Raw genomic sequence first — 22,949 nt, forward strand, 5'->3', positions numbered from 1 at the left:
TTCTCCTTATGTAATAGGGGTATCCGTGATCAACTCAGCTTGCTGTGCATTTCATTCAGCATCTCCATCTGGATCTGCTGGATTTCCATGAAACGGCGCATTTCCTGATGCAGCAGCTGATCGAGCTTTTCACTGATGATGCGGACTTCCATCTCGGATTTGAGATTGACCTGATAGTCGTTTTCCGCCCGAATGCGATCTCGGTCTTCCTGCCGGTTCTGGCTCATGAGGATGATCGGGGCCTGGATTGCGGCCAGCAGCGATAACAGCAGGTTGAGAAAGATGAAGGGATAGGGATCAAGCGGCCTGAGAAACACGAGCACCGTATTGGTGAGGATCCAGACAGCAAAAAAGACAAAGAACCAGATGATGAATTTCCAGCTGCCGCCAAAGGCAGCCACCTTGTCGGCGATGCGATCACCGAAGGTCAGGGTTTTTTCGTATTCCTCGTTGAGGTTTTCGGAGAGCAAAGCATTGTCCTGCAGGCTCTTGACGACTTCCTGCTCCAGCTCATCGAGCTCGCCCAGGTCCTTCTCCATCAACTGCTGGACATACGCGGTACGGTATTGGTTGAGGCAGGTGTAACAGATGTAACCGTCATTTTTCCAATCCGGATGCTCCTTTGAAATCAGGTCCAATACGCCGCCACGCACCATTCTGGCAGGCAGGAGCTGGCTCAATACCTTGTTCTGTTGACAGACCTGGCAGGTGCCGAGGCTGTGTGGGTCTTTTTTCGTCGTATTCATTTATTGATCGCTGGCTGCATCGAGAAGGCTGCCCTGTGGGTCATCGAGTAACTGGGACAAGCTTGCGAGAAAGCGCGCCGCATCGGCGCCAAATATCACCCGATGGTCGCAGCTCAGGGTGAATTCAGCCTTGCCGTCTTGTTCCGCGCCCAGCGAGAGAATCGCGGCAGCTCCCGGCGGCACGAGGGCGTCAAAATGGCTGACCTGTTCAAAGACGCCCAGGTTGGAGAGATAGAAGGTGGCGCCCTGATAGTCATCCGGAGCCAGGCGATTTCGTTTGATCTTGTCACGCAGGATGCGCCAGTCCTCGGCCAGTTCATCGAGGGGGCGCCGGGCGGCGTCGCGCAGTACCGGCGTAAGTAACCCACCCGGGACATCCACGGCAATGCCGATGTCCACCTGTTCACGCACGGCCAGCGCGCTCGTGGTATAGACGGCATTGAAATGCGGGTGCTTCTGCACGCACAGGGCGCAGGCCCTGGCCAGCAGCAGCGTGAGCGATTGCTGTTGCGCATGCGCCAGCGCCTTGAGCGGCGCCAGCGGCAAACGGGCACTGACGCGGAAAGTGGGGGTGCCGAGGGTGGCGATCATATTGTTCGCCACCGCCTTGTGCATCGAGGTCAAGGCCTCAAGGCGGTAGACCGGACCAGCATCCAGATTGGGAATCGGTCCCGCCAGCGCCGCAGCGAGCACCTGAGGTGCATGGATCACCCCATCGCTGGAAGCGCTGATCTGATGCAGCTCAATGCCCAGTTCGCGTGCCAGGCCGCGCGCGTAGGGCGAGGCCTTGATGCCCTGCTGGCCGATGGGCGCTGGTGCTGGTGCTGGTGCTGGTGCTGGTGCTGGTGCTGGTGCTGGTGCTGGTGCTGGTGCTGGTGCTGCTGCTGGCGCAGGCGCAGGCGCAGCTGCTGCTGTGTCTGGCGCCGGAACAGAAGGAACCACGGGCGCGGCCGGCTTTTCCTCCGTCACGGATTGATCCGCTGGCGAGGTTGGGCTGCGCGCTTTGTTTTCTACGCCCTCTTCTTCGCTCTCTTTTTCTTTTGGCGCAATGGGCGTCTTTTCACTGCTCGTTTTTTCGGGGACGCCGGCCTGATCCTCGTCCGCTTGCTGCGGGGAATCACTGATATAGCCGATCACGGTGCCGACCGGTATATCAGCGTCCACCTGTGCCAGAGGGCCGAGCAGGTAGCCGCTGTGGAACGCCTCCAGATCCATGATGGCCTTGTCCGTTTCGACTTCGGCCAGCACGTCGCCCTTTTCGACCGGATCGCCCGGTTGTTTCAGCCACTGAACCAGGCGACCGGTTTCCATGGTGTCCGACAAGGTGGGCAGCGTAATGGGTTCTCGCATGGTTTCCGCTCCGTTCAGATTCAGTGGGCGCACAGCTTTTGCGCGGCGGCGACAATATCCACCGTGCGCGGGATGCTGGCCGCTTCCAGCGCGGCATTAAAAGGCGTGGGCAGTTCCAGCGCCGCCACCCGTTGTGGCGCGGCATCCAGGTTGTAGAAACAGCGCTCGGTCAGGCCGGCGGCAACCTCGGCGCCCGCGCCGGCAAAGCGTGAGTCCTCCTCGACCACCAGCAGGCGATGGGTTTTTTCCAGCGAAGCACCGCAGGTGTCCCAATCGATGGGGCGCAGGCTGCGCAGGTCGATCACCTCTGCCGCGATGCCCTTTTCGGCAAGCTGCTCCGCAGCGCGCAATGACAGATCCAGCATGTGCGAGTAGGTCACGATGGTGAGGTCATTGCCTTGACGGCGTACCTGGGCGCGGTGCATGGGGGGCGCTTCGAGGCTTGTGTCCAGCGTCCCCTTGCCGAAGTAGAGCAGTTCGTGCTCCAGCACGATGATGGGTTCGTCGCTGCGGATTGCCTGGCGCACCTGCCAATAGGCATCCTGCGGCGTGGCAGGCACGGCGATGCGCAGGCCGGGCACGTTCATCAGGGTCTGCTCCAGACGCTGGGAGTGCTGGGCGGCCAGCTGTTTGGCCACTCCGCCGGGCATGCGCACCACCAGCGGCATGGGAAACTGTCCGCCGGACATGAAGGGGATCTTGGCGGCCATGTTGATAATCGCATCCAGTGCCAGTAAGGCGAAGTTGATGGTCATGAGTTCCACCACCGGGCGCAGGCCCACCATCGCCGCACCAACAGCCAAGCCGGTAAAGCTGCCCTCGGAGATGGGCGTGTCGCGCACTCGCCATTCACCATACTTGGCGTACAGGCCTGCCGTCACACGGTAGCTGCCGCCAAAAAGACCCACATCCTCGCCCAGCGTGATGACCGATTCATCGGCGGCCAGCTCGGCATCCAGGGCGCGATTCAGCGCCTGCCAGTAATAAACCTGTTCGGCCATCAGACCAGCACCTCTTCATGACGGTTGCAGTTCAGTGCCGCCTCGGCGTCGGCCAGCGTGGGCTGGGGACTTTCGCTGGCGAAACGTACGGCCGCTTCCACCACCTCGGCGACTTCAATCCTGATGGCATCAAGTTGCCCGGGGCTGAGATGGCTGCTGCTGTCGACATGGCCCATCAGGCGCTCAATGTTGTCGGGGCCTGCGGCGGCGATCTGTGCGGCGCTGGGATACGCTTCGACGGTCTCGGCAATCGCTACTTTGACCGGGTCCTCGTTTTCAAAGGCTTGCAGTTCCACCTTCGGGCGATAGCTGCCGGGATCGGCCATGGAATGGCCACGGAAACGATAGGTCTCGAATTCGAGGAACTGCGGGCCATTGCCGGCGCGGATCTGTGCCAGTGCCTCCTGCGTGGCGCGATGCACCGCCAGCACATCCATGCCGTCGATTTTTCTCGCCGGGATACGATAGCCGCCAGCGCGCTTGTAGACTTCTGCCACCGCCGAGTGGCGATGGATTTCGGTCCCGATCTGGTAGTGGTTGTTCTCGCACACGAACAGCACGGGCAACCTCCACAGCGCGGCCATGTTCAGGCTTTCGTGGAAGGTGCCCTGATTGACCGCACCATCGCCGAAGAAACAGATCACCGCCTCCGGCAGTTCACGCATGGCGATGGCATAGGCAATCCCCGTCGCCACCGGAAAGGTCTCGCCCACGATGGCATAGCCCCCCATGAAGCGGCGCTCGCGATCAAACAGGTGCATGGAGCCGCCCATGCCGCCGCTGCATCCGGTCTTTTTGCCGAACAACTCGGCCATCACCACGTTCGCCGGGATGCCCCGCACCAGGGCATGCACGTGCTCGCGATAGGTGGTGACAATGTAGTCGGCCGGCTCCGCCGCGTGCAACACGCCCACCGCCACTGCCTCTTCACCGGGGTAGAGATGCAGAAACCCGGCGATGTTACCCTGGGTGTATTCCTGCGCGGCACGCTCCTCGAAGGCGCGCGCCAGCAATATGTCACGCAACATTTTCTTCAACAGGTCCGATTCCATTTAGCGCTTCCTCAATGTCTGTTCCAGCGGTAACCGGGGGGATGGCGACGCCAGTAAAGCAGCAGGATGTAACCAAACAGCATGCCGCCAAGATGCGCGAAATGGGCCACGCCCGCCATAGTGCCGGTGACGCCGGCCCATAACTCGATGGCACCGTAGATCAGGACAAACCATTTCGCTTGCAGCACCACCGGTGGAAAGATCAACATCAGCCTTTCAGTGGGGAAGGTCAGACCGAAGGCCAGCAACAGACCGAACACCCCGCCCGAGGCGCCAAGGGTTGGATAAATTCCACCCTCGCCTGTGCCCAGGGTGGCGACGAACAACTGCACCAGCCCGGCACCGATGACACAGACAAAATAATAGAGTGTGAAAGCCTCCGAACCCCACACGTTCTCCATGCGCGATCCAAACAGCCACAAGGCATACATATTCAGCAACAGATGCATGATGCCGCCGTGCAGGAATGAATAGGTCACCAATTGCCATAACTGGAAATGAGGCGCGGCCAGCCCAAACGCAGCCGTACCTGACAACCCTAAAGGCCAGAGCGCCAGCGCGTCGATTAACGGGGCGCCGGAATATAGCTCCAGTAAAAACAGGGCGCCATTCATGACCAGCAGCGCCTGAACCATGGGTGGAATCGCGGAATAAGGTCTAACTCTCGCCACCTGTCACAGTTTCTTTTGACGCTGTAGCGGGAAGAAACTCGTCCACCGCCTCTACCAGCGGGGTCATGTACATCAGGGCCGGCCCACCATGCATCACCACCGCCATGAAGCCGGCTTCGATTACCTCGTCGCGGCTGGCCCCGGCCTCGATGGCATGCTGAACGTGTATGGCGATGCACCATTCGCACTGCGCCGCCACCGCCAAGCCCACGTTGATCAATTCTTTTTCACGTACCGTCAATGCCTTGCCGCCCTCCGCCTTGCTCATGAAGCTGAGAAAGGCGTTGGTTTCAGCGGGATAATCCGTCCGCAGTTTCCCGATCAAACTTGATATTTCGTTGAGTTTTTCGCGTGTATTACCCATGGCATCGCTCCCTGGGTTCATGATTCATCTCCTGCGATAGGTGTAGCAATAACCGATACGCCATCACCGTCCCAATGCTGGTGCAACAACACGGCAATGGCGGCGGAGATCAGACGGGCGGTGGGTGGATCGGAGCGGGAGGTGAGCATCAGCGGTACCTTGGCGCCGATTACGATGCCTGCCAGGGTTGCCCCGGCGAGGTATTCAAGATCCTTGGCGAGAATGTTGCCGGCATCCAGATCCGGCGCCAGCAGAATATCTGCATCTCCCGCCACCGTGCTGTTGATCTCTTTGATTTTGGCCGCGTCGCGCGAAATCGCGTTGTCGAAGGCCAGCGGGCCGTCCACCTCGGCGTCGGTGATCTGGCCGCGCTGGGCCATCTTGCTGAGGCAGGCGGCGTCCAGCGTGGAAGGGATACTGGGTTTAACCAGTTCTATCGCCGACAGCGCTGCTGCTTTCGGCCTGTCCACACCCAGGATGCGCGCCAGATCGATGGCGTTTTGCAGGATCGCCGCCTTGGTGGCGAGATCCGGCGCGATATTGATGGCTGCATCGGTGATGAACAGCAGTTTGTGGTAACTGGGCAGATCAGCGATGAAGACATGGCTGACGCGCCGCGCCGTGCGCAACTCGCGCAACACCGGGTGCATCAGCTCGTCGGTGTGTATCCAGCCTTTGACCAGGGCTGCCGCCTTGCCTTCCAGCACCCGCCGCACACCCGCCTCGGCTGCTTCCGAAGCCGGCGCGATATCGAGGATGGAAAAACGGTCGATGGGGCAACTCAGTTGCCGGCACACGGTTTCGATCTGCGCCCGCGGCCCCAGCAGCACCGGCTCGATCAAACCGTAATCGCTGGCCTCCACCACCCCGGCCAGCACATGGGCCTCTTGCGCATCCACCACCGCCACCGGCAAGGGAGGATGGCTGCGCGCCTGGTCAAGAATCGCGGCGAGGCGGGGCGACAATCGTGCTATCTCATTCATTGTGATTCATTGCCTCGGCCGCCAGCGCGGTACGCGCGGCCATTACAAAAGATTCAGTCAGGGTAGGATGGGGATGAATCGCCCCGGCAATGGCCTCCAGCGGCAACCCGGCCCGAACCAGCAGCGCCGCCTCGCCCATCAGGTCCGCTGCCCCTTCCACCAGCGCGTGGACACCGATCACCCGCCGGCTGCTTTTATCGTAGATAATTTTCAGCAAGCCGTTGTCATGACCGCCGATCTGGGCGCGGGCATCCTGGGCGAAATCGTAACGGGCCACCCGCACCTCAATCCCGGCCTTGACAGCCTGGGCTTCGGTCAGGCCCGCCATACCCAGTTCCGGGGTGCTGAAGATGGTCGCCGTGTTGTGTTCGGATTTTGGAAATGGGCCGGGCAGGCCAAGCAGGTGCCGCGCCAATGCCAGACTCTGAGCGGTGGCCCAGTGGGCAAACATGGGCTGGCCGATCACATCGCCGACGGCGTAGATGCCAGGTTCGGCAGTCTGCAGCGTTTCGTCCACTTCGATGCCGTGAGGTCCGGCCTTCACTGCGGTGTGCTCCAGCCCCAGGCCTTCCACCCGCGGGTGGCGACCCGCAGCGGCCAGCACCGCTGTAGTAAAGATCTGATCAGAGCCCGCCTCGGTATCGTATTCCACAAACACGCCCTGACCGCTGTGACTAATACTCTTGACCTGACATTTGACGTGCAGATTGATTCCCTGTTTGATCAGATGCTGTTCCAGAGCCAGCGCCATTTCTTCATCCACGCCACCGAGAATATGCGGTCCCCGCTCCATCAGCGTGACCTGGGCGCCCAGGGCGTGAAATATCTGCGCCAGTTCGACGCCAATGGGCCCACCACCGATCACGACCAGTTGGTCTGGCACGCAGTCGATATCGAGAATGCTGTCGCTGCTGTAGACCTGGCGCAAATCGACACCCCGCACCGGCAACGCATTCGGTGCGGAACCGGTAGCCAGGATGCATTGTTCGAATGTGATCTCGACACCATCATCCCCAAATGGCTCGACGAATGCCGCGCGGGCACCACGCAACTGCGCCCGGCCAAAGAGTAGATGGAAGATGCTGAACTGCTCTGCCTTGTGGATCGCCGCATCACTGCGGCGCTGCAATATGGCCCGCTTACGCGCCTGCACCTGCCGCCAGTTGAGGTGCACCAGTTCGTGGGGAAGCTGGATGCCAAACGCCTCCGCATGGGAAATGTCGCGCAGGCGCTGGGCTGTCTCACGAAAAATCTTGGAAGGGATGCAGCCCTCGAACAGGCAGGTTCCTCCCAAGCCCGCACCCGCTTCCACCAGCAAGACCTTTTTGCCCGCCTGGGCCAGCGCCATCGCAGCCGGGGTGCCGCCTGGGCCGCCGCCAATCACCAGTACATCGTAGTGCTTATCCATGACCTATCCATTTTGATTGCATTGAGAATGATCTTCACTGTTTCATCACGAACTCCGCAAGGTTCCAGCCAACTCGCAAGAATCCGCGATCGTGTAATGGATGGTGTCGAACTTGCGGTTGTTTATGATATGAAGGCTAGCACTTGGTGCTGTGTAGTGTTTATCGGTGCGAGAGCAGGCCGCGTCAGACAACGAAACGGGAGTGACTAAAACAATGCTATTTGGAATCATTTTTATGTGGCTGATCACTGCCATGGGACTGTGGGTGGTGACCTTGGTCGTCCCCGGGGTGCGGGCGCGCTCGACAGGCGGGCTGTTATGGGCAGCCTTTGTGCTGGGCCTGGTCAATGCCTTCATCCGTCCGCTGCTATGGCTGCTGACCCTGCCCATCACCGTACTCACCTTTGGGCTGTTTGCGCTGGTCGTCAACGCCTTCACTCTGTGGCTCAGCGCGGCAATGGTCAAGGATTTTGAAATCGACGGCTTCGGCAGTGCCTTGCTGGGGGCGCTGGTGATGGCCGTGCTGGGTGCGATTGGCTTCGCCTTGATGGTCTGGCTCATGATGGGAGAGGTGCAGTGGATGTTCCATCAAAGTGGGCCGGGGATTTATATTTGATCGAAGCCAATACTGCTAGCGGACGCAGACCGCCGGTTTGCAGGGTCCTGACGATAGAACAACACCAGCTGGTCATAGACCGCCGAGGATTGGTGGTGCAGCGTTTGCGGATCGGTGAAGAAATATTCACTCGCCACTGCAAAAAATTCTGCCGGAGCGGTCGCGCCATAAGAATTGATGCCAGGGCGATGATGATGCGCCAGCTGTTGCTGCAAGTGATCAAACGCATTGCTAAAAGCCGCCGTCCATTGCTGCCGCACCATGTCAGCGTGCAGAGGAGGCATGCCGTTAGCGCTGCCGTTAAGCATGTCCAGCTTGTGGGCGAATTCATGCACCACCACATTGTGGCCGGGATGGGACGCCGCCAGGTCGGCGGCGATATCATCCCAGGAAAGAATCACCGGCCCCTTTAACCAGGATTCGCCGCTCAAGGCGTGCTCCTCGTGCGAGACCAGTCCGGTTGCATCGGTACGGTCTCTGTCCACCCGGAAAGCGCCGGGATAGATCACCACCTCAACCCAGCCGTCGTAATAACCCAGCCCGAGTTTCAAAATCGGCAGGCATGCTTGGGCGGCAACAGCCGCCGCCATCTCGATGGACACGGCCAGGCCCTGAACCCCGCTGAGGTCCTTGCGGTGCAGGAACAAGGTAGCCAGCTCCCGCAAATGGGCTCGCTCCACGGCGCTCAGGCCTCTGAAGATATCGGCCTCGTGCATCAAGCCTTCCCACGCCTCATGAGGAATGGGGTGATGACTGAGCGTATAACGAACACGCTGATGTTCGAGCCACTTCATGCTATACGGATGTTGTCCACACCCAACAAAAAACCACCTCGTTCGCTGCGGTCATTTTGTCGCCTTCCCCAGTATCGGGTCGTGCCGATTTCCGCCTGCGGCGATGAGTGCATCAGCCTGTTTCGGCCCCAACCGCCAGGCTTGCAGGCGCGAGTCTGGTGGTGCGTATCAAGGACAGGATCGACCACCGCCCAGGCGGCCTCAACCGCGTCCTCACGGGGAAGGAGGGCGCCGAAGCAGGCCGTGCCTGATCGGCCAAGCGCAGAAGCACCGAGTCCTCTGACAACCGTGGCGAACAGCGCAAGCGGGATGGCGTGGCAGGGCGCCGGGCCGTTTGGCTTGCGCATTGCGCTGGGCGTGTCCTTGCTGGCTACGCGCCTCACTTCTTCGGCGTGCCCTTCCAGTGGAAATACAGGTCCTTGCCTTCCTTGCCGCGCAAGGTAACTTCCTGCGACTCGGTCAGGCCCTTGAACCGGGCGCTCACCTTGTACTTGCCGTTGGGCAGCATCACATAGAGCATCGGGCCGGCCTTGGACAACTCGAATACCGGATTGCCGCGCGCATCGGCGATGACAACCGGAACGTCGACGATGAACTCGCCATCCTTGTACACGGAGAACGTGAGGCGTAACGGGAACTCTTTGGCAATGCGCCGCATGGCATCGGCTTCGTCCTTGCCGATACCGCCGTTGAGGTAAGTCGTTGCGCTGATGGTCTCGACAACGATGATTTCCTGCGCGCTGGCCGCAAGCGGCAGTGAGGCAAGCAAGCTGGAACCGGCCAGCACGGCAGTTAGAAGGGTACGGCTCTTTATGATGAAGGTCCTTTGGAAAAGTGGAGAAATGATTCAGTTGCGATCGATTGCGGCATTGATGACGCGGCCACCCGGGAGTTGACACTCTCCCTGGCCGCCGCCCGACATGCCGCCCGCCGGGTCGACGAGATGGAAGCGACAGCACATGCGTTGACCGCCACTGGTTTCAAGATTGGCTACGACCTTAGCGCTATCGCGGATTGTTTTTATCAATTGCAAAAGCGGTAAGCAAATCAGGCGCTCACGTTCCCCCGTTTACCGGGGCCGCCTTCTTGCCGCTGCCAATCTTCTGGCCCAATGCATTGATGGCATTGCCCAGCGACTCGAAGCCTTTGGCGACTTCATCGCGCGACCAGGCCGCACCGGAGACGATCTTATCGCCCAGTGCCCGTGTGCCGGCAACAGCTGCGGAAGCACCTGCCTTCGCTTCCTGTCCGGCCCAAGCCGCAGCGCTTTCCAGCCCGTGGGCTGCTGCCTTGAGTTCGTAACCGGCCTTGTTGTACTCCTTGCGCGCCCACGATTCAGTCGCCTTGGTGCGATGCGCCAGGGCGAGCGCGTGGTTGGCATTGGCGAACGCCTTGTCCATGATCTTCTCGCCCTTGATCGCGCCCTTCTCGACGGAAGCAGCGAGCTTGTCGAGTTCCACCACGGAGCTGTCGAGCGCCTGCTTGGCGTCACCGGTTGCGCGGCCGGCTTCCAGACGCAGGTAGCCAGTCGCTTTGCGGATCTCGGTGGCCACCGCTTTGTAGTCTTTCTTCGCGTAGGCTTCGACGGCGCTGCCGAAATGCCGTTGCGGCTCTTCGGTCACCGGGTACCAGGTGGTCACGTCCGTCACCAGCCAACGCTGCTCCATGTCGGCGCGGGTGGCCTTATCGATGGCTTTGTCCAGATCCGCCTTGGTCTTGATTTTGCCGTTCTCGATGCCGGCGGCGGCGGCACTGACCTTGCTGGCCACCGCATCCATGCGCTTGAAGGTGTTATGCGCAAGCTCCATTTCGGACTTGGTGCGGGCCTTTTCGGCCTTGGCGGCTTGGGCGGCCTGCGCCTTCAGCTCGGCGGCCACGGCGCGCATCTCTGCTGCCGCTTTCTTATTGTCCTTGGCATCGAAAGCTTTGCGTGCTGCATCCAGATGAAGGCTGATCGAATCCGCGACCGGGGTGAAGGTCGTTTCGTCATAGATAATCCAGTCGGTGGGGGACTTGATCGCAACCGGTGCCTTCGCCTCAGCAGGTGCTGCTTGCGCAGTGGGCATTTTCGGGGTTTGTGCGAACGCCACGCTGGAGAGTTGCGCGCTGGCGACCAGGACGGCTACGGTCAGGTGCCTGGGGGTGAGTTTCATTTCCGTTCCTTTTAGTGATGTGAGGCCGATTGACGAAGGAAGAAGTAACTGCGCATATGCTCATATGCGCAGAAACAAACCTGTCTACAGGCTGGTGCGTGGGAATTGCAGAACGCCAAACCGCCAACCAGAAAAGTCTCCCTTTTACTGTAGGTTATTTGTAGCCGCAAACGTGCCTATATCAATTCTTGGTTCGACTGACTACAAGGGAAACGATTGATTCAGCTCAGGCATGATCACCTCGGTGTCATGCAACTGCGGGGCAAAGGACTGCATGACCTCTTCTTCGCCATGGACCAGGAAGGTGCGTGCCGGGTTACCCACCTGCCGGTGCCAGGCCAGCAACTCGTCGCGGTCGGCATGGGCTGAGAAACCGCCAATGGTGTAGATGCGGGCACGTACCTGGATTTCCTCACCGAAGAGTTTCACCATTTTTGCGCCATCGATAATGATTCGCGCCAGGGTGCCCTTGGCAGCAAAGCCGACAAACACCACGCTGCAGTTTTCTTTCCACAGGTTGTGCTTGAGATGATGGCGCACGCGACCGCCCGTGCACATGCCGGAGCCGGCAATGATCACTGCGCCGCCACTCACTTTATTCAGCGCCATGGAGTCGGCGGTCTGCCGCGTAAAGTGCAGACCCGGCAGGTTGAAGGGATCCGTTCCGCTGCGAAACACCTTGCTGGTCGCTTCGTCATAGCATTCCGGGTGATGCCGGAATATTTCGGTGGCGGAGATGGCCATCGGTGAATCCAGAAATACCTGCATGGAGGCAGGCAATTTGCCGGCATCCACCCCTTCGCGCAGGTAGTAGAGAATCTCCTGTGAGCGTTCCAGCGCAAAGCTGGGGATGATGACATTGCCGCCGCGGCGGAAGGTGTCGGTAACGGCCGCGTACAACTCTTCGATCGAGGGTTGCAGCTGTTTGTGCGCCCGGTCGCCGTAGGTGGTCTCGATTACCACGACATCGGCATCAGGCGGCGGGGTCGGGTCACGCAAGATGGCCCGTCCGCTGTAGCCAAGATCGCCGGAGAACAATACCCGCCGCTGTTGGACACCTTCTTCCAGTTCCAGCAGGATGCAGGCGGAACCAAGGATGTGCCCGGCGTCCAGAAACGTGGCCTGAATGCTGCCGTCCAGCGTCAGCGCCTTGCCGTATTCTGCTTTGCGGCCGAAATAATCCAGGCTGTTGAGGGCATCCAGCGTGGTGTAAAGCGGCGATATCTCTTCTGCCTTGTGGGTGTTCTTGTAGCCGTGGCGCGCCATCTTGCGGGATTGCCACTCCGTCTCCTCCTCTTGCAGATGGGCGGCATCCAGCATGACCAGTTTAGCCAGCTCGCGGCTGGCGGCGGTGGTAATGATCTCGCCCTGGAAGCCTTGCTTCACCAACAAGGGAATGCGGCCACAATGATCGAGGTGGGCATGGGTGAGCAGCAGATAATCCACCGCCGCGGGATCGAAGCCAAAAGGTTCGTGATTTTCCTCCGCCAGTTCGCGCCCGCCTTGATACAGTCCGCAGTCGATCAGTATTTGCTTGCCGCCGCAGCTCACCCTATGGCAGGAACCGGTGACGTTGTGATCGGCGCCGTGGAAGGCAATTTTCATGGTCTATTTCTTGTTGTCGTTCAGCAGGGGTTTACCGCTGGCCCGGTGCCAGTTCTGGATACCCTGCCAGATTTCCGCCGCAGTCTCGGCGTACCAGAACAGCTCCCGGTCCTCGGCGTCGATGACGCCCTCGGTTACCAGGAAATCCATATTCACAGCCTGTCGCCACCAGGCCTCGCCCACCAGCACCACCGGAAGCGGCGCAATGCTGCGGGTCTGGATCAGGGTGAGGGTTTCAAACAGTTCGTCCAGGGTGCCATAGCCGCCGGGGAAAGCGACCAGCGCTTTGGCGCGCTTGAGAAAGTGCAGTTTGCGCATGGCGAAATAATGGAAGCTGAAACAGAGCTCAGGGGTGACGTAGGGGTTGGGATACTGTTCCTGGGGCAGGGTGATGTTGAGGCCGATTGATTTGACGCCCACATCGAACGCCCCCCGGTTGGCGGCCTCCATGACGCCGGGGCCGCCCCCCGTGACCAGGGTTACGCTGCAATCCTCCGGACCTTTGCCTGACGCTGCCACTAGGCGGCCGAATGCCCTTGCTTCTTCGTAATACCGGCTCTTTTCCTGGATGGACCGCGCCACGTTCAGGCGCCGCTGCAGTTCCGCATCCGCAGGGTCGCCGGCCAGCGCATGCTGTATGGCCTCTACCTTGCGTCGCGCAGCCCCCGGTTCCTGCAGACGGGTGCTGCCGAACACCACGATGGTATGTCCTACCCCATGTTGGCCCAACAGCAGTTCGGGTTTCAGGTAATCAATCTGGAGCCGTACCCCGCGCGTTTCGTCCTGGTTCAGAAACGCCACATCCTGATCCGCCTGGCGATAGCCCGGGCTGGCCATGATGGCCTGCACTCGCGCCATGGCCTGGGGGTCATCCTCGAGCGCCTTGGGTGTCTGCCAGGGCAACGGTTCCCGCCGTATGCGGGGATGGGCCGGGGCTGGCATTAGCGGTGATGAGAAGCCGTTTTTTGACATGCTCACTCCGTTACCTTTAGTTTGTTATGGGCATCCGCACCTATGCATGACTAGCGTTCAATGCGCTCAAGCAGTTTCTCCAACTGCTGGGCAAGCGCATCCCACACACCCATAGGACCAGCGTCCTCAATCATTTTTTCCTGCATGTCGGCAGTAGACCCCTGTTTCAGCGTGTCAATGTGCTTGGCGAGCTGATCGCGTTCATTTTTCAGGGTCGTTATCTGTGCGTGGATTTCAGCGTGCTCCGGACGGTTCGTAACGCCTTTGCTGGATCGTTCCAAAAGCTCATCGATATGCTTCAGATGTGATGCGTAGAAATCGATTTTCTGTTCGATACGCTGGTTTTGGGTCATGGGTCGACTCCTGTAGCTGATTTCATTATTTAGAATAGCCTACGAAATCTCACATTGATTTGTCCAGCGTCAATCAGCATTTCCATACAGGGTGCGCACTCAAGCCAGCACAGGAAACATTCCCTTGATGCCGGTGGCGATGAACTCAACTGCAATCGCTGTCAGGATCAATCCCATGATGCGGGTAAAAATATTGATCCCCGTGGCGCCGATGTGACCGGCTATCCACGGCGACAATCGCAACACGCCCCACACCACCAGACTCAACACGACGATGCCCAGCGCGATGACCAGGTAGTGGACGACGCCGCTTGACTTGTGCGCCGCCAGAATCACGGTGCTGATGGCGCCCGGGCCGGCCAGAAGCGGCATAGCAAGCGGGACGATGGCGACCGACTCCTTGTCGATCGACTCGCATGCCTCTTCATCGGTCTGCCGGATCAGGCTGGTTTTGGCATGCAGCATGGCGATCGCCATCAGCAACACCAGGATGCCGCCGCCGATCCTGAACGAATCGATGGTGATGCCAAAAAACTGCAGTAGCAACTCGCCGAAGAACAGTGCAACCAGCAGGATGATGGTGACGCCGACGGCCACCAGGTTGATCGTCTTGCGGCGTTGGCGGGCACTCTCGTCGACGGTCATGCTGATGAATAGCGGGATGGCCCCGAACGGGTTGACGATCGCCAGCAGGCCGACAAACATTTTGAGGTATTCCGCATAATGCAGCATGGCGTGTGTTCTCTGACGTGCGATAAGAAATGTGATGGGCCAAGCCGGAGCGAGACGGACTCAATGCGCCAAAAGAATGGTGCTGGATCGGGTCTCCAGACGGTAAGTGCGTGTGTTTTCCAACAGGGTGGTCCCGCTCACTTCGAACAGGTCCTGCGGGGATTCGCGCGCGGTATCGACGGCCAGACGCCATCCCTTCTTCGCTGCGAGTTGGGGCAAAACAAAATCAACTGCCTCGGCACCCGCATTGAACATCATGAAAAGCGCGCGTTGACTGTCTTCCTGGATCAGGCAGCCGAACTGCTTCGCTTCCGGGTTGGCCCAGTCGGGCAAACCACCTTGCGGGCCAAACCACTGGACCTCGGCGTCCGTGTAGAAGTGCTCCGCACTCAGCACAGGATGGGCACGGCGAAAGGCGATCATGCCGCGCGTGAAGCGGAAGATGTCCTGGTGTTGTGCCAGACTACGCCAGTCAAGCCAGCTCGTTTCGTTGTCCTGGCACCAGGCGTTGTTGTTGCCGCCCTGAGTGCGGCGCAATTCGTCCCCGCCGAGCAGCATCGGCACCCCGCGCGAGATCAGCAGCGTCAGCAGGAAGTTCTTGATCTGGCGTTTGCGCAGGGCCTCGATTCCGGCATCCGCCGTCACGCCTTCGACGCCGTGGTTGTCGCTGTAGTTGGCGTCGGTCCCGTCATGGTTGCTTTCACCGTTGGCTTCATTGTGCTTGGTGCCATAGCTCACCAGGTCGTTGAGCGTGAAGCCATCGTGGCAAGTGATGAAATTGATGCTGGCCTCGGGGCCTTTGCCCGACGCGGTGTAGATGTCGGCACTGCCGCAGATTCGGCTGGCAAACACCCCGAGCATGCCCGCGTCGCCGCGCCAGAAACGCCGGACATCGTCCCGGTAGCGGCCGTTCCACTCCGCCCAGCGCTGCTCGGAGAAACTCCCCACCTCATAGGCGCCGGCGGCGTCCCACGCCTCGGCGATGATTTTTACGTCTCTTAGAATCGGGTCCTCGGCGATCTGTTCGAGCAGCGGGGCATTGGTCAGCAGCTTGCCGCTGCTGTCGCGTCCGAGCACGGACGCCAGATCAAAGCGGAAGCCATCCACATGCATCTCCACCACCCAATAACGCAACGCAGCCAGGACGTGATCCCGCACCACAGGGTGATTGGCGTTGATAGTGTTGCCGGTGCCCGTGTAGTCCTTGTAGTGGCGTTTGTCGTCCGCCAGTGTGTAGAAGATCGCGTTATCCATGCCGCGAAAGCACAGCGTCGGGCCCAGCTCGTTTCCCTCTGCGGTGTGGTTGAACACCACATCCAGGATCACTTCGATCTCGGCATGATGGAGTGCCCGCACCATTTCCTTGAACTCCAGCTTCTGCTGGCCGAGTCCGCCCGCACTGCTGTAGGAGGCTTTCGGCGCAAAGAAGGCCACGGGATCGTAGCCCCAGAAATTGGTGCGTGGCTCGCCGGTTTGCGGGTTGATGCCCGGCGCCTGGTATGCGTTGAACTCGTGTACCGGCATCAATTCCACCGCCGTCACGCCCAGTTCGTTCAAGTAGGGAATCTTTTCAATCAGGCCGCGGTAGGTGCCGGGATGCGCCACGCCAGCGTTGGGATGAACGGTAAAACCACGCACATGCGTTTCATAAATCACCGTCTTCGACCATGGATGCCGGAGCGGGCGGTCGTCATGCCAGTTGAAATGCTCATGGGTGCACACGCATTTCGGCATGGCACCGGCATCATCGACTTTTGAACAAACCAGGTCTGGCTCCGGCGCCGCTGGATCGTATCCCCGCACCGCGCCAAAATCCCAGGCAGGCAACGGCGAGATCGCTGTCGCAAAGGGGTCAAGGAGCAGCTTGCTGAAATTGAAACGATGGCCATCCCGGGGCTGGTACGGGCCGTCGACACGATAGGCATACAGCTGGCCCGTTTGTATCCCCTGGACCCAGACGTGCCACACGTCGCCCGTGCGGTTGCTCGCCGGATCCAGATCGATGGACCGGGCTGGCGCAGCGTCGCCCGCCTGTTCGAACAGTTCCAGCCGGACGCGGCTGGCGTGGCGACTGAACAGGGCGAAGTTGATGCCGCCTTCGGCTTCATGGGTACCCAGTGGCAAAGGTGCGCCTCGCCGAACTTCGGCGCGTTCGCAAACCTTGGTCATATACGCATGCAGTGGACGTTCAGGAGTCTTCATGCTATTGCTGCCTTGTTGCCATCATTCCTGTGTCAGGATTCAACTAGATTACGATCCGCGGCGCGCGCGCCGAGGTAGCCTTTGACCACTGCGATCACCAATGGCACGGTGCCCAATACGATGAACACCAAGTCGCCTGGCATACGCAGCCATTCGATCAGGCGCGATCGATCACTCCCGATATAGTCAAGGCTGCGAGCGCGCCAGTACCCATTCTGCATCACGTCCCAGACTTGCAGCACGCCGCCGGGGAACAGGCTCATCGTCACCATCATCGCCAATCCGATGTTGGTGCCCCAGAAGGCGACCTTGATGTATTTCTCGATGCCAGCCCAGTGCGCATCATCGTTGGTCTGGCGCAACACGAACACCATCAGCGCGATCGCCAGCATGCCGAAGACGCCCATCAGCGCAGCGTGGCCATGATTCGGCGTCAGCAGGGTACCAACTTCGTAATAGCTCACGATCGGCAGGTTGATCAGAAAACCGAACATGCCGGCACCCAGGAAGTTCCAGAAGCCCACGGCGATCAGGAAATAGAAGGTCCATTTGTGTGGTATCGCGATCTTTTTTCCACAGACGTCGCATTCGCCGCGGGTGGTTCGAACGAAATCCCAGGCATCCAGCGTGAGCAAGGTCAGCGGGACGACTTCGAGCGCAGAAAACAGCGCCGATAGCGCCATGTTGACGTTGGTTTGGCCGGTGAAATACCAATGGTGACCGGTGCCAATCAACCCGCCGAGGAAATACAGGATGGCGTCGAGATAGATCACGCGCAGCGCGACATTGCGGCGCGTCAGACCAAGTTGATAGAACGTCAGTGCCACCACCGTCGTGGCGAAGAATTCAAAGAAGCCTTCTACCCACAGGTGGATGATCCAGAAGCGCCACGTATCGACCACCGTGAAGTTGGTCCTGGCGCCAAAAAACAGGGTGGGCACATAGAAAACCGGAATTGCCAGCGCTGCCACCAGGAACATCTTGACGACCGGCTTCGCCGCCGGGTCCGCCAGCGTGTTCGGCCGTACCAATGTCCATAGCAGCGCAAACCACATCAACAAACCCGCCACGAGCAGGTATTGCCACAGCCGACCGAGTTCCAGGTACTCCCACCCCTGGTTGCCCAGCCAGAACCACCACTGACCGAGCTGTTGCGAGATGCCCAGCCACTCACCAATCAAGCTGCCGCCGATCACGACCGCGAACGCGGCGAACAGTACGTGTACCCACCCTGCGAACCCGCGTGGTTCGTCGACCCGCAGCGAGCGGCCAAGGAACAGTGCCGCGGCGACGTAGGCGGTGGCGATCCAGAAGATCGCGAGTTGCAAATGCCAGGTGCGCAGCAGATTGCTGGGAAAAATACGCTCCAGCTGGAAGCCGTAAAAACTGCCGGGATCGGCGCGGTAATGCGCCACTGCGCCGCCCACCAAGGACTGCGCCAGCAACAGCAGCGCTACGACCACGAAGAATTTCACCAGCGCGTTCTGTCCCAGGCTGGATCGCCCCGGCAGCAGGTGCGGGTGCACGTGATGGCCGCGCGTAATCCAACCCAGGTAATCGAATTTCCCGAATGCCAGCAGTACGGTCGCAGTACCGGCCAGCAACACCAGCAGGCTCAGCGCGCTCCACAGCAGGGCGCTGGACGTGGGCAGGTTGCCCACGCTCGGATCGTACGGGAAATTGTTGGTATAGGAATAGTCTTCGCCCGGACGAACGGCCACCGACGCCCAGGCCGCCCAGGTGACGAAGGCGGTGAACTGGCGCAGCTCGGTCGGGTCGGTGATGAGGTCGGCCTTCAGACCCGCATTGCGCGACGGATCCCGGAAGTACTCGGTCCAGTAGCCGATCTGCTGGCGATAGGCCGCAGTTTGCGGCACGGTCAATCGCAGCGTTTGGGTGGCGCTGTCATACCGATTGGTTTTGAGTTCGACCGCTGTTTCTGCTCGGACTGCAGCCTGCTGCGACGGTGTCAACGCGGCCAGGGGCTGTTGATAGTGTTGTTGTGCGATTGCCTCGGCGGTGTCCATCCCGATGCGGTGCAGCGCCTCGGCCGAATAATCCGGGCCAAGATAGGCGCCATGGCCCCAGATGCTGCCGTTGTCCATCAAACCGTATTTGAGAAAAACCGTCTGGCCGTCGCGGACGTCGTCGCCGCTGAATACTGTGTCACCTTGTGCGTCCACCATCAGCGCCGGGATCGGCGGGGCATTGCGGTAGGAGAGCATCGTGATCGTGATCAGGCCGGCAAAACCTAATACCATCACAATCAGTACAGCGCGTATCCACCAGGGCGAAAGCGAGTCATCGTCTTCGGCGGCCAATGCTTGCGTCTCAACACTCATGGATGCACTTCCTCAATCGATTGTTTCGCGAGCCATGCGGCAATGTGATTCGGTCGGTCACACAGGCATCGTCCGCAATCGAATCAGCGCTGCCACAGGATGTGGGACGCTTCCAGGGGAACCGCTACGCCGTCGCGGTGCGGGATCACGCGCGCCGTATAGTCGGTTGCCGGGCGGATTGAAGGCACCTCAGCGCGATAGACGTAGCCGTTTTTTGCGCCCACCAGTTGCCGCACGCGCTGCATCTCCACCCGCACCGGTAGCGCACCGTCAACACCATTGGCATATAGCTCGACCCGCACGGCCTCCGGGTCAAGGTCATCGAGATACACCTGCGCTTCGAAACCGTGCTGCTCGGCCCTGGTTTCAAGCTTCACTTCGCCGAAGCGGAGCGCGGCCCATTTTTGCGCCAGCGCATGCCGCCAATCAACCAGTTCCACGCCAATGGCGCCCTGGTTGGCCGCCCGCTCCCGGTAGGCTGCGGCGGCCGGGAGGTAGTGTTGTTCGGTGTATTCGCAAACCGCGCGGTTGGTGGAAAAACGCGGCGTCAATTGCGCCATGCTTTCCCGCATCCGCGCCACCCAGGCAGTGGGAATCCCTTGCGCGTCGCGGGTATAGAACTCGGGGATCACCTCGCGTTCGAGCAGGTCATAGAGGGCTTCCGCTTCGATGGCGTCCCAGGCGGGATCGCTATCGTGTTCCTGACCATCTCCCAACGCCCATCCGACTTCAGGCGTGTAGGCTTCGGCCCACCATCCGTCCAGCTCGGACAGATTGATGCCGCCATTGACCAGCACCTTCATGCCGCTGGTTCCGCACGCTTCCCAGGGACGACGCGGCGTGTTGAGCCAGACATCCACGCCCTGCACCAAATGCTCGGTCAGATGCATGTCGTAGTCGCTGAGGAAGATCACATGCGGACGTACCTCGGGCCGCCGGATGAAATGCGTCCATTGCTGGATGAGCGCTTGTCCCGCCCGGTCGGCGGGATGCGCCTTGCCGGCCATGATGATCTGTACCGGGCGTTGCGGATTCGTCAGCAGGCGCAGCAATCGCTCAGGGTCATGCAGCAGCAGGTTCGGTCGTTTGTAGCTTGCAAAACGACGTGCAAAGCCCAGCGTCAGGGTGTTGCAGTCAAACAGATGTCTCGCCGCTTCAACCGCCTCGGGCGTGGCACCGGATGCGGCCAGTTGCCGGGACAAGCGTTCGCGGGCGTAATCAACGAGCGTCCCGCTGGCGGCGGTCCGAAACTGCCAGAGCCGGGCGTCGGAGACACGGCGTATGTCCTGCTCCAGTGTGTCCACCATTCCCAGCCAGCGGTTCTTGCCGCAGGCCTCCGTCCAAAGCGCATCGGCCGGGGCCGAGTCCCAGGTCGGCATGTGAACGCCGTTGGTCACGTGTCCGACCGGGACTTCTTCGGTCGGCCAGTGAGGGAAGAGCGGCTCGAACAGGTGCCGGCTCACCCTGCCATGCAGACTGCTTACGCCATTCACCGCGCCGCTGCTGCGGATCGCCAGATGGGCCATGTTGAAAGCTTCCGTTGCGTCGTTCGGATTCTGGCGACCCAGCGCCAGCAAATCGTGACGGCTTATACCGAGACGCTGCTCGGCATACCCCCCGAGGTATTGCTCGATCAAAGCCGGCGCGAAACGATCAAAGCCGGCCGCCACCGCCGTGTGCGTGGTGAAGAGGTTGCCCGCACGGGTGACGGCCAGCGCGGCTTCGAAGCTCAGCCCGTTTTCCTCCATGAAGCTGCGCGCGCGTTCCAGCACGGCAAAGGCCGCATGCCCTTCATTCAGGTGGCAGACTTCCGGTGCAATGCCGAGTGCGGCGAGCAGCCGCCAGCCGCCGATGCCGAGCAGCAGTTCCTGTTTGAGGCGCAACTCCGGCCCGCCGCCATACAGCTCGCTGGTAATGCCGCGATGCGCCGGGTAATTCGCAGCGTCATTGCTGTCCAGCAGGTACAGCTTCACGCGCCCCACCTGCACCTGCCAGGCACGGAGCCAGACCGAGTAACCGGGCAAGGCAATTTCCAGGCGCAACCACTCGCCATTCGGTTTGCGCAGCGGCGTGATCGGTAACTGGCCAGGGTCGTTGTATGGGTAAAGGGCCTGTTGCGCGCCATCCTTGTCGATCACCTGGCGAAAATAGCCTTGCTGGTAGAGCAGCCCCACACCGATCACCGGGACGCCCAGGTCGCCGGCGGCCTTGAGTTGATCGCCCGCCACGTTGCCCAGTCCGCCCGAATAAATGGGTAAGGCCTCGCTCAACATGTATTCCATGCTGAAATAGGCAACACAGTTGAGGGGAGATTGCGGGTGGGCTTGCTGGAACCACGCAGGTGCCTCCGCCGCGTCACGCCGGGCTTGCACCAGATCGTCAAGGTGTGTGCGGAAAGCGGGCTCGGCCAATACCTGCTGGAGTTTCTCCCGCGACACCGTCTGCAACACGACCCAGGGATTCTGGGTCAGCGCCCACAACACCGGATCCAGCTGTCGCCACACCTGGTCGGTGGCGTGATCCCACGACGAGCGCATGTCCAGGGCCAGTTCGGCCAGCGAATCGAATCCCTCGACGTCCGTGGGCAAGAGGAGCTCCTTCGGGTGGCCGATTGATGGGGGTTCACTCATGTTTGATCCTTCATTTATCCTGGACGCCATGCCCGGCATCGCGGGGAGACGTCGATATCCGCATTTCCCCTCTGATGCTACTGCGATAAGTTTAGGAAATTTTGGGGGAGTTTTCACACATTCTCGCCGAGTAAGAGACGGCCATACAGCAGAGCTTGCACTTCCGCTCTCAGTACTTTCCGGACAAGTTGGTTCTGTCAGATTGAACGCATGGAGATGGCCGGACTGCGACGATTTCAGAAATCTCGCTTCCCCCCAATGGTCAACACCAGTGAATGTCTTTGCAGTGGTCAGCGCTTTCCGGCACAGGCACTCAACGCGACCGGAATACGCAATCAAAGCAGTGCCTGTGTCGTGATGACCTTCATGGACGGTGGCAGCAGTGTCGGCGTGTGCGACTCGCCGGCCACCCAGGCATCAATCATGTCAGCCCATTCTTGCAACATGTGCCGGCGTAGCTCGGCATATTCGGCCTTGTTGTATATGCCGCGTGATGAGCGACCGTCTCCTTGCAGGACGAGTATCTCGGTCGGCGACAGCGCCCGATTCCTCGGCACGAAAGTGGCGATCGACGATGGCCCCACGTCGTCAGCGGGGTTGGCCACCTTCTCGCCATGCAGGATGGCGAAGCCGTAGATTTGTTTGATGGATTTGTTTGATGATGTCGCGGACGTGGATCGCCGTTTCTCGCGCTGCTTTTCCTGCGCCGGGGACTGGCCTTCCGAAACAGCCCGCTTCGCGTCGATGCACTTCTCGCGTGCCCGAGCCAGCGATAGACCATCCGGCCCGTAGCGCCCAATCGTCAGCGTCTCGCGTCTGCCGTTTATCCGATAGTTATAGGCTTGAGGTTCTTCAGAGCGGTGTCGGTCAGCATCGGTGTTTCCCCCTGATAACGGAGGTTTTACCGTCAACAGCTAAAAAGTAACAATGTGCTATGTAACCCGCATGAATACTAGCTTTTAACTACTTTTTTTA

At 60.2% G+C, this 22,949-nt stretch carries 21 protein-coding genes; 2 read left to right on the forward strand and 19 right to left on the reverse strand.

What is annotated here, in order from left to right:
- Nucleotides 1-29 precede the first annotated feature (29 nt).
- Genes ACZ41T_RS02570 through ACZ41T_RS02605 form a run of 8 tightly spaced genes read right to left on the reverse strand, consistent with a single transcriptional unit; the run spans nucleotide 30 to nucleotide 7,575 of the window.
- Entirely contained in the window at nucleotides 30-746 is a 717-nt protein-coding gene (locus ACZ41T_RS02570; RefSeq protein WP_464922918.1) for a DUF1003 domain-containing protein, read from the reverse strand.
- Nucleotides 747-2,096, reverse strand: coding sequence for a dihydrolipoamide acetyltransferase family protein (locus tag ACZ41T_RS02575; protein WP_464922919.1), 1,350 nt, complete (start codon nucleotides 2,094-2,096; stop codon nucleotides 747-749).
- Between the two features lie 20 nt (nucleotides 2,097-2,116).
- Nucleotides 2,117-3,097: an alpha-ketoacid dehydrogenase subunit beta gene (locus tag ACZ41T_RS02580; RefSeq protein ID WP_464922920.1), complete on the reverse strand. Its 981-nt coding sequence runs from the start codon at nucleotides 3,095-3,097 to the stop codon at nucleotides 2,117-2,119.
- Nucleotides 3,097-4,149 carry a thiamine pyrophosphate-dependent enzyme gene (locus tag ACZ41T_RS02585; protein ID WP_464922921.1) on the reverse strand — a complete coding sequence of 351 codons (1,053 nt, stop codon included), beginning with the start codon at nucleotides 4,147-4,149 and terminating at the stop codon, nucleotides 3,097-3,099. Before ACZ41T_RS02585 ends, ACZ41T_RS02580 begins: the two co-directional genes overlap by 1 nt.
- An 11-nt stretch (nucleotides 4,150-4,160) precedes the next feature.
- Complete coding sequence (locus ACZ41T_RS02590; protein ID WP_464922922.1) at nucleotides 4,161-4,784, reverse strand: rhomboid family intramembrane serine protease; 624 nt, start codon at nucleotides 4,782-4,784, stop codon at nucleotides 4,161-4,163.
- A gap of 22 nt (nucleotides 4,785-4,806) precedes the next feature.
- Nucleotides 4,807-5,205, reverse strand: a complete 399-nt coding sequence (locus ACZ41T_RS02595) for a carboxymuconolactone decarboxylase family protein (protein ID WP_464922923.1) — start codon at nucleotides 5,203-5,205, stop codon at nucleotides 4,807-4,809.
- A complete protein-coding gene (locus ACZ41T_RS02600; protein WP_464922924.1) occupies nucleotides 5,202-6,167 on the reverse strand; it encodes a bifunctional enoyl-CoA hydratase/phosphate acetyltransferase in 966 nt (321 codons plus the stop codon). The genes ACZ41T_RS02595 and ACZ41T_RS02600 overlap by 4 nt, the downstream gene beginning before the upstream one ends.
- Nucleotides 6,160-7,575, reverse strand: a complete 1,416-nt coding sequence (locus ACZ41T_RS02605) for a dihydrolipoyl dehydrogenase family protein (protein ID WP_464922925.1) — start codon at nucleotides 7,573-7,575, stop codon at nucleotides 6,160-6,162. Before ACZ41T_RS02605 ends, ACZ41T_RS02600 begins: the two co-directional genes overlap by 8 nt.
- A gap of 235 nt (nucleotides 7,576-7,810) precedes the next feature.
- On the opposite strand from ACZ41T_RS02605, the gene ACZ41T_RS02610 reads away from it, so the two are divergent.
- On the forward strand, nucleotides 7,811-8,191 hold the full coding sequence (locus ACZ41T_RS02610) for a phage holin family protein (RefSeq protein WP_464922926.1): 381 nt from the start codon (nucleotides 7,811-7,813) through the stop codon (nucleotides 8,189-8,191).
- Here ACZ41T_RS02610 and ACZ41T_RS02615 read toward each other — a convergent pair.
- Nucleotides 8,182-8,985, reverse strand: a complete 804-nt coding sequence (locus ACZ41T_RS02615; protein WP_464922927.1) for a M90 family metallopeptidase — start codon at nucleotides 8,983-8,985, stop codon at nucleotides 8,182-8,184. The genes ACZ41T_RS02610 and ACZ41T_RS02615 overlap by 10 nt on opposite strands.
- Before the next feature lie 379 nt (nucleotides 8,986-9,364).
- Complete coding sequence (locus ACZ41T_RS02620; protein ID WP_464922928.1) at nucleotides 9,365-9,772, reverse strand: hypothetical protein; 408 nt, start codon at nucleotides 9,770-9,772, stop codon at nucleotides 9,365-9,367.
- 39 nt (nucleotides 9,773-9,811) lie between these two features.
- Between ACZ41T_RS02620 and ACZ41T_RS02625 the strand changes: the two genes are divergently transcribed.
- Complete coding sequence (locus ACZ41T_RS02625) at nucleotides 9,812-10,027, forward strand: hypothetical protein (RefSeq protein WP_464922929.1); 216 nt, start codon at nucleotides 9,812-9,814, stop codon at nucleotides 10,025-10,027.
- Nucleotides 10,028-10,040: 13 nt separating this feature from the next.
- On the opposite strand, the gene ACZ41T_RS02630 is transcribed toward ACZ41T_RS02625, so the two are convergent.
- From ACZ41T_RS02630 to ACZ41T_RS02670, 9 genes are all read right to left on the reverse strand, one after another.
- Nucleotides 10,041-11,138: a hypothetical protein gene (locus tag ACZ41T_RS02630; protein ID WP_464922930.1), complete on the reverse strand. Its 1,098-nt coding sequence runs from the start codon at nucleotides 11,136-11,138 to the stop codon at nucleotides 10,041-10,043.
- 201 nt (nucleotides 11,139-11,339) lie between these two features.
- Entirely contained in the window at nucleotides 11,340-12,743 is a 1,404-nt protein-coding gene (locus ACZ41T_RS02635; RefSeq protein ID WP_464922931.1) for an MBL fold metallo-hydrolase RNA specificity domain-containing protein, read from the reverse strand.
- A 3-nt stretch (nucleotides 12,744-12,746) separates the two neighbouring features.
- On the reverse strand, nucleotides 12,747-13,646 hold the full coding sequence (locus ACZ41T_RS02640) for an LOG family protein (protein WP_464922932.1): 900 nt from the start codon (nucleotides 13,644-13,646) through the stop codon (nucleotides 12,747-12,749).
- A 119-nt stretch (nucleotides 13,647-13,765) separates the two neighbouring features.
- Nucleotides 13,766-14,068 carry a hypothetical protein gene (locus tag ACZ41T_RS02645; protein ID WP_464922933.1) on the reverse strand — a complete coding sequence of 101 codons (303 nt, stop codon included), beginning with the start codon at nucleotides 14,066-14,068 and terminating at the stop codon, nucleotides 13,766-13,768.
- Nucleotides 14,069-14,167: 99 nt separating this feature from the next.
- Nucleotides 14,168-14,800, reverse strand: a complete 633-nt coding sequence (locus ACZ41T_RS02650; RefSeq protein ID WP_464922934.1) for a YchE family NAAT transporter — start codon at nucleotides 14,798-14,800, stop codon at nucleotides 14,168-14,170.
- Between the two features lie 60 nt (nucleotides 14,801-14,860).
- Nucleotides 14,861-17,002 (reverse strand): glycogen debranching protein GlgX, encoded by a 2,142-nt coding sequence (gene glgX / locus ACZ41T_RS02655; protein WP_464922935.1) that lies wholly within the window; start codon nucleotides 17,000-17,002, stop codon nucleotides 14,861-14,863.
- A gap of 32 nt (nucleotides 17,003-17,034) precedes the next feature.
- Complete coding sequence (locus tag ACZ41T_RS02660; RefSeq protein ID WP_464922936.1) at nucleotides 17,035-19,344, reverse strand: nitric-oxide reductase large subunit; 2,310 nt, start codon at nucleotides 19,342-19,344, stop codon at nucleotides 17,035-17,037.
- Between the two features lie 83 nt (nucleotides 19,345-19,427).
- Nucleotides 19,428-21,974, reverse strand: a complete 2,547-nt coding sequence (gene glgP, locus ACZ41T_RS02665; protein ID WP_464922937.1) for an alpha-glucan family phosphorylase — start codon at nucleotides 21,972-21,974, stop codon at nucleotides 19,428-19,430.
- 335 nt (nucleotides 21,975-22,309) lie between these two features.
- Nucleotides 22,310-22,885, reverse strand: a complete 576-nt coding sequence (locus ACZ41T_RS02670; protein ID WP_464922938.1) for an Arm DNA-binding domain-containing protein — start codon at nucleotides 22,883-22,885, stop codon at nucleotides 22,310-22,312.
- Between the last annotated feature and the right edge of the window lie 64 nt (nucleotides 22,886-22,949).

The sequence above is a fragment of the Thiobacillus thiophilus genome (assembly GCF_055378705.1).

Coding starts and splice junctions, on each gene's coding strand:
- ACZ41T_RS02605 (WP_464922925.1), bottom strand. CDS start 7,575: ATGGATAAGCACTACGATGTACTGGTGATTGGCGGCGGCCCAGGCGGC.
- ACZ41T_RS02585 (WP_464922921.1), bottom strand. CDS start 4,149: ATGGAATCGGACCTGTTGAAGAAAATGTTGCGTGACATATTGCTGGCG.
- ACZ41T_RS02610 (WP_464922926.1), top strand. CDS start 7,811: ATGTGGCTGATCACTGCCATGGGACTGTGGGTGGTGACCTTGGTCGTC.
- ACZ41T_RS02660 (WP_464922936.1), bottom strand. CDS start 19,344: ATGAGTGTTGAGACGCAAGCATTGGCCGCCGAAGACGATGACTCGCTT.
- glgP (WP_464922937.1), bottom strand. CDS start 21,974: ATGAGTGAACCCCCATCAATCGGCCACCCGAAGGAGCTCCTCTTGCCC.
- ACZ41T_RS02615 (WP_464922927.1), bottom strand. CDS start 8,985: ATGAAGTGGCTCGAACATCAGCGTGTTCGTTATACGCTCAGTCATCAC.
- ACZ41T_RS02635 (WP_464922931.1), bottom strand. CDS start 12,743: ATGAAAATTGCCTTCCACGGCGCCGATCACAACGTCACCGGTTCCTGC.
- glgX (WP_464922935.1), bottom strand. CDS start 17,002: ATGAAGACTCCTGAACGTCCACTGCATGCGTATATGACCAAGGTTTGC.
- ACZ41T_RS02645 (WP_464922933.1), bottom strand. CDS start 14,068: ATGACCCAAAACCAGCGTATCGAACAGAAAATCGATTTCTACGCATCA.
- ACZ41T_RS02580 (WP_464922920.1), bottom strand. CDS start 3,097: ATGGCCGAACAGGTTTATTACTGGCAGGCGCTGAATCGCGCCCTGGAT.
- ACZ41T_RS02630 (WP_464922930.1), bottom strand. CDS start 11,138: ATGAAACTCACCCCCAGGCACCTGACCGTAGCCGTCCTGGTCGCCAGC.
- ACZ41T_RS02650 (WP_464922934.1), bottom strand. CDS start 14,800: ATGCTGCATTATGCGGAATACCTCAAAATGTTTGTCGGCCTGCTGGCG.
- ACZ41T_RS02595 (WP_464922923.1), bottom strand. CDS start 5,205: ATGAACCCAGGGAGCGATGCCATGGGTAATACACGCGAAAAACTCAAC.
- ACZ41T_RS02575 (WP_464922919.1), bottom strand. CDS start 2,096: ATGCGAGAACCCATTACGCTGCCCACCTTGTCGGACACCATGGAAACC.
- ACZ41T_RS02600 (WP_464922924.1), bottom strand. CDS start 6,167: ATGAATGAGATAGCACGATTGTCGCCCCGCCTCGCCGCGATTCTTGAC.
- ACZ41T_RS02570 (WP_464922918.1), bottom strand. CDS start 746: ATGAATACGACGAAAAAAGACCCACACAGCCTCGGCACCTGCCAGGTC.
- ACZ41T_RS02590 (WP_464922922.1), bottom strand. CDS start 4,784: ATGGTTCAGGCGCTGCTGGTCATGAATGGCGCCCTGTTTTTACTGGAG.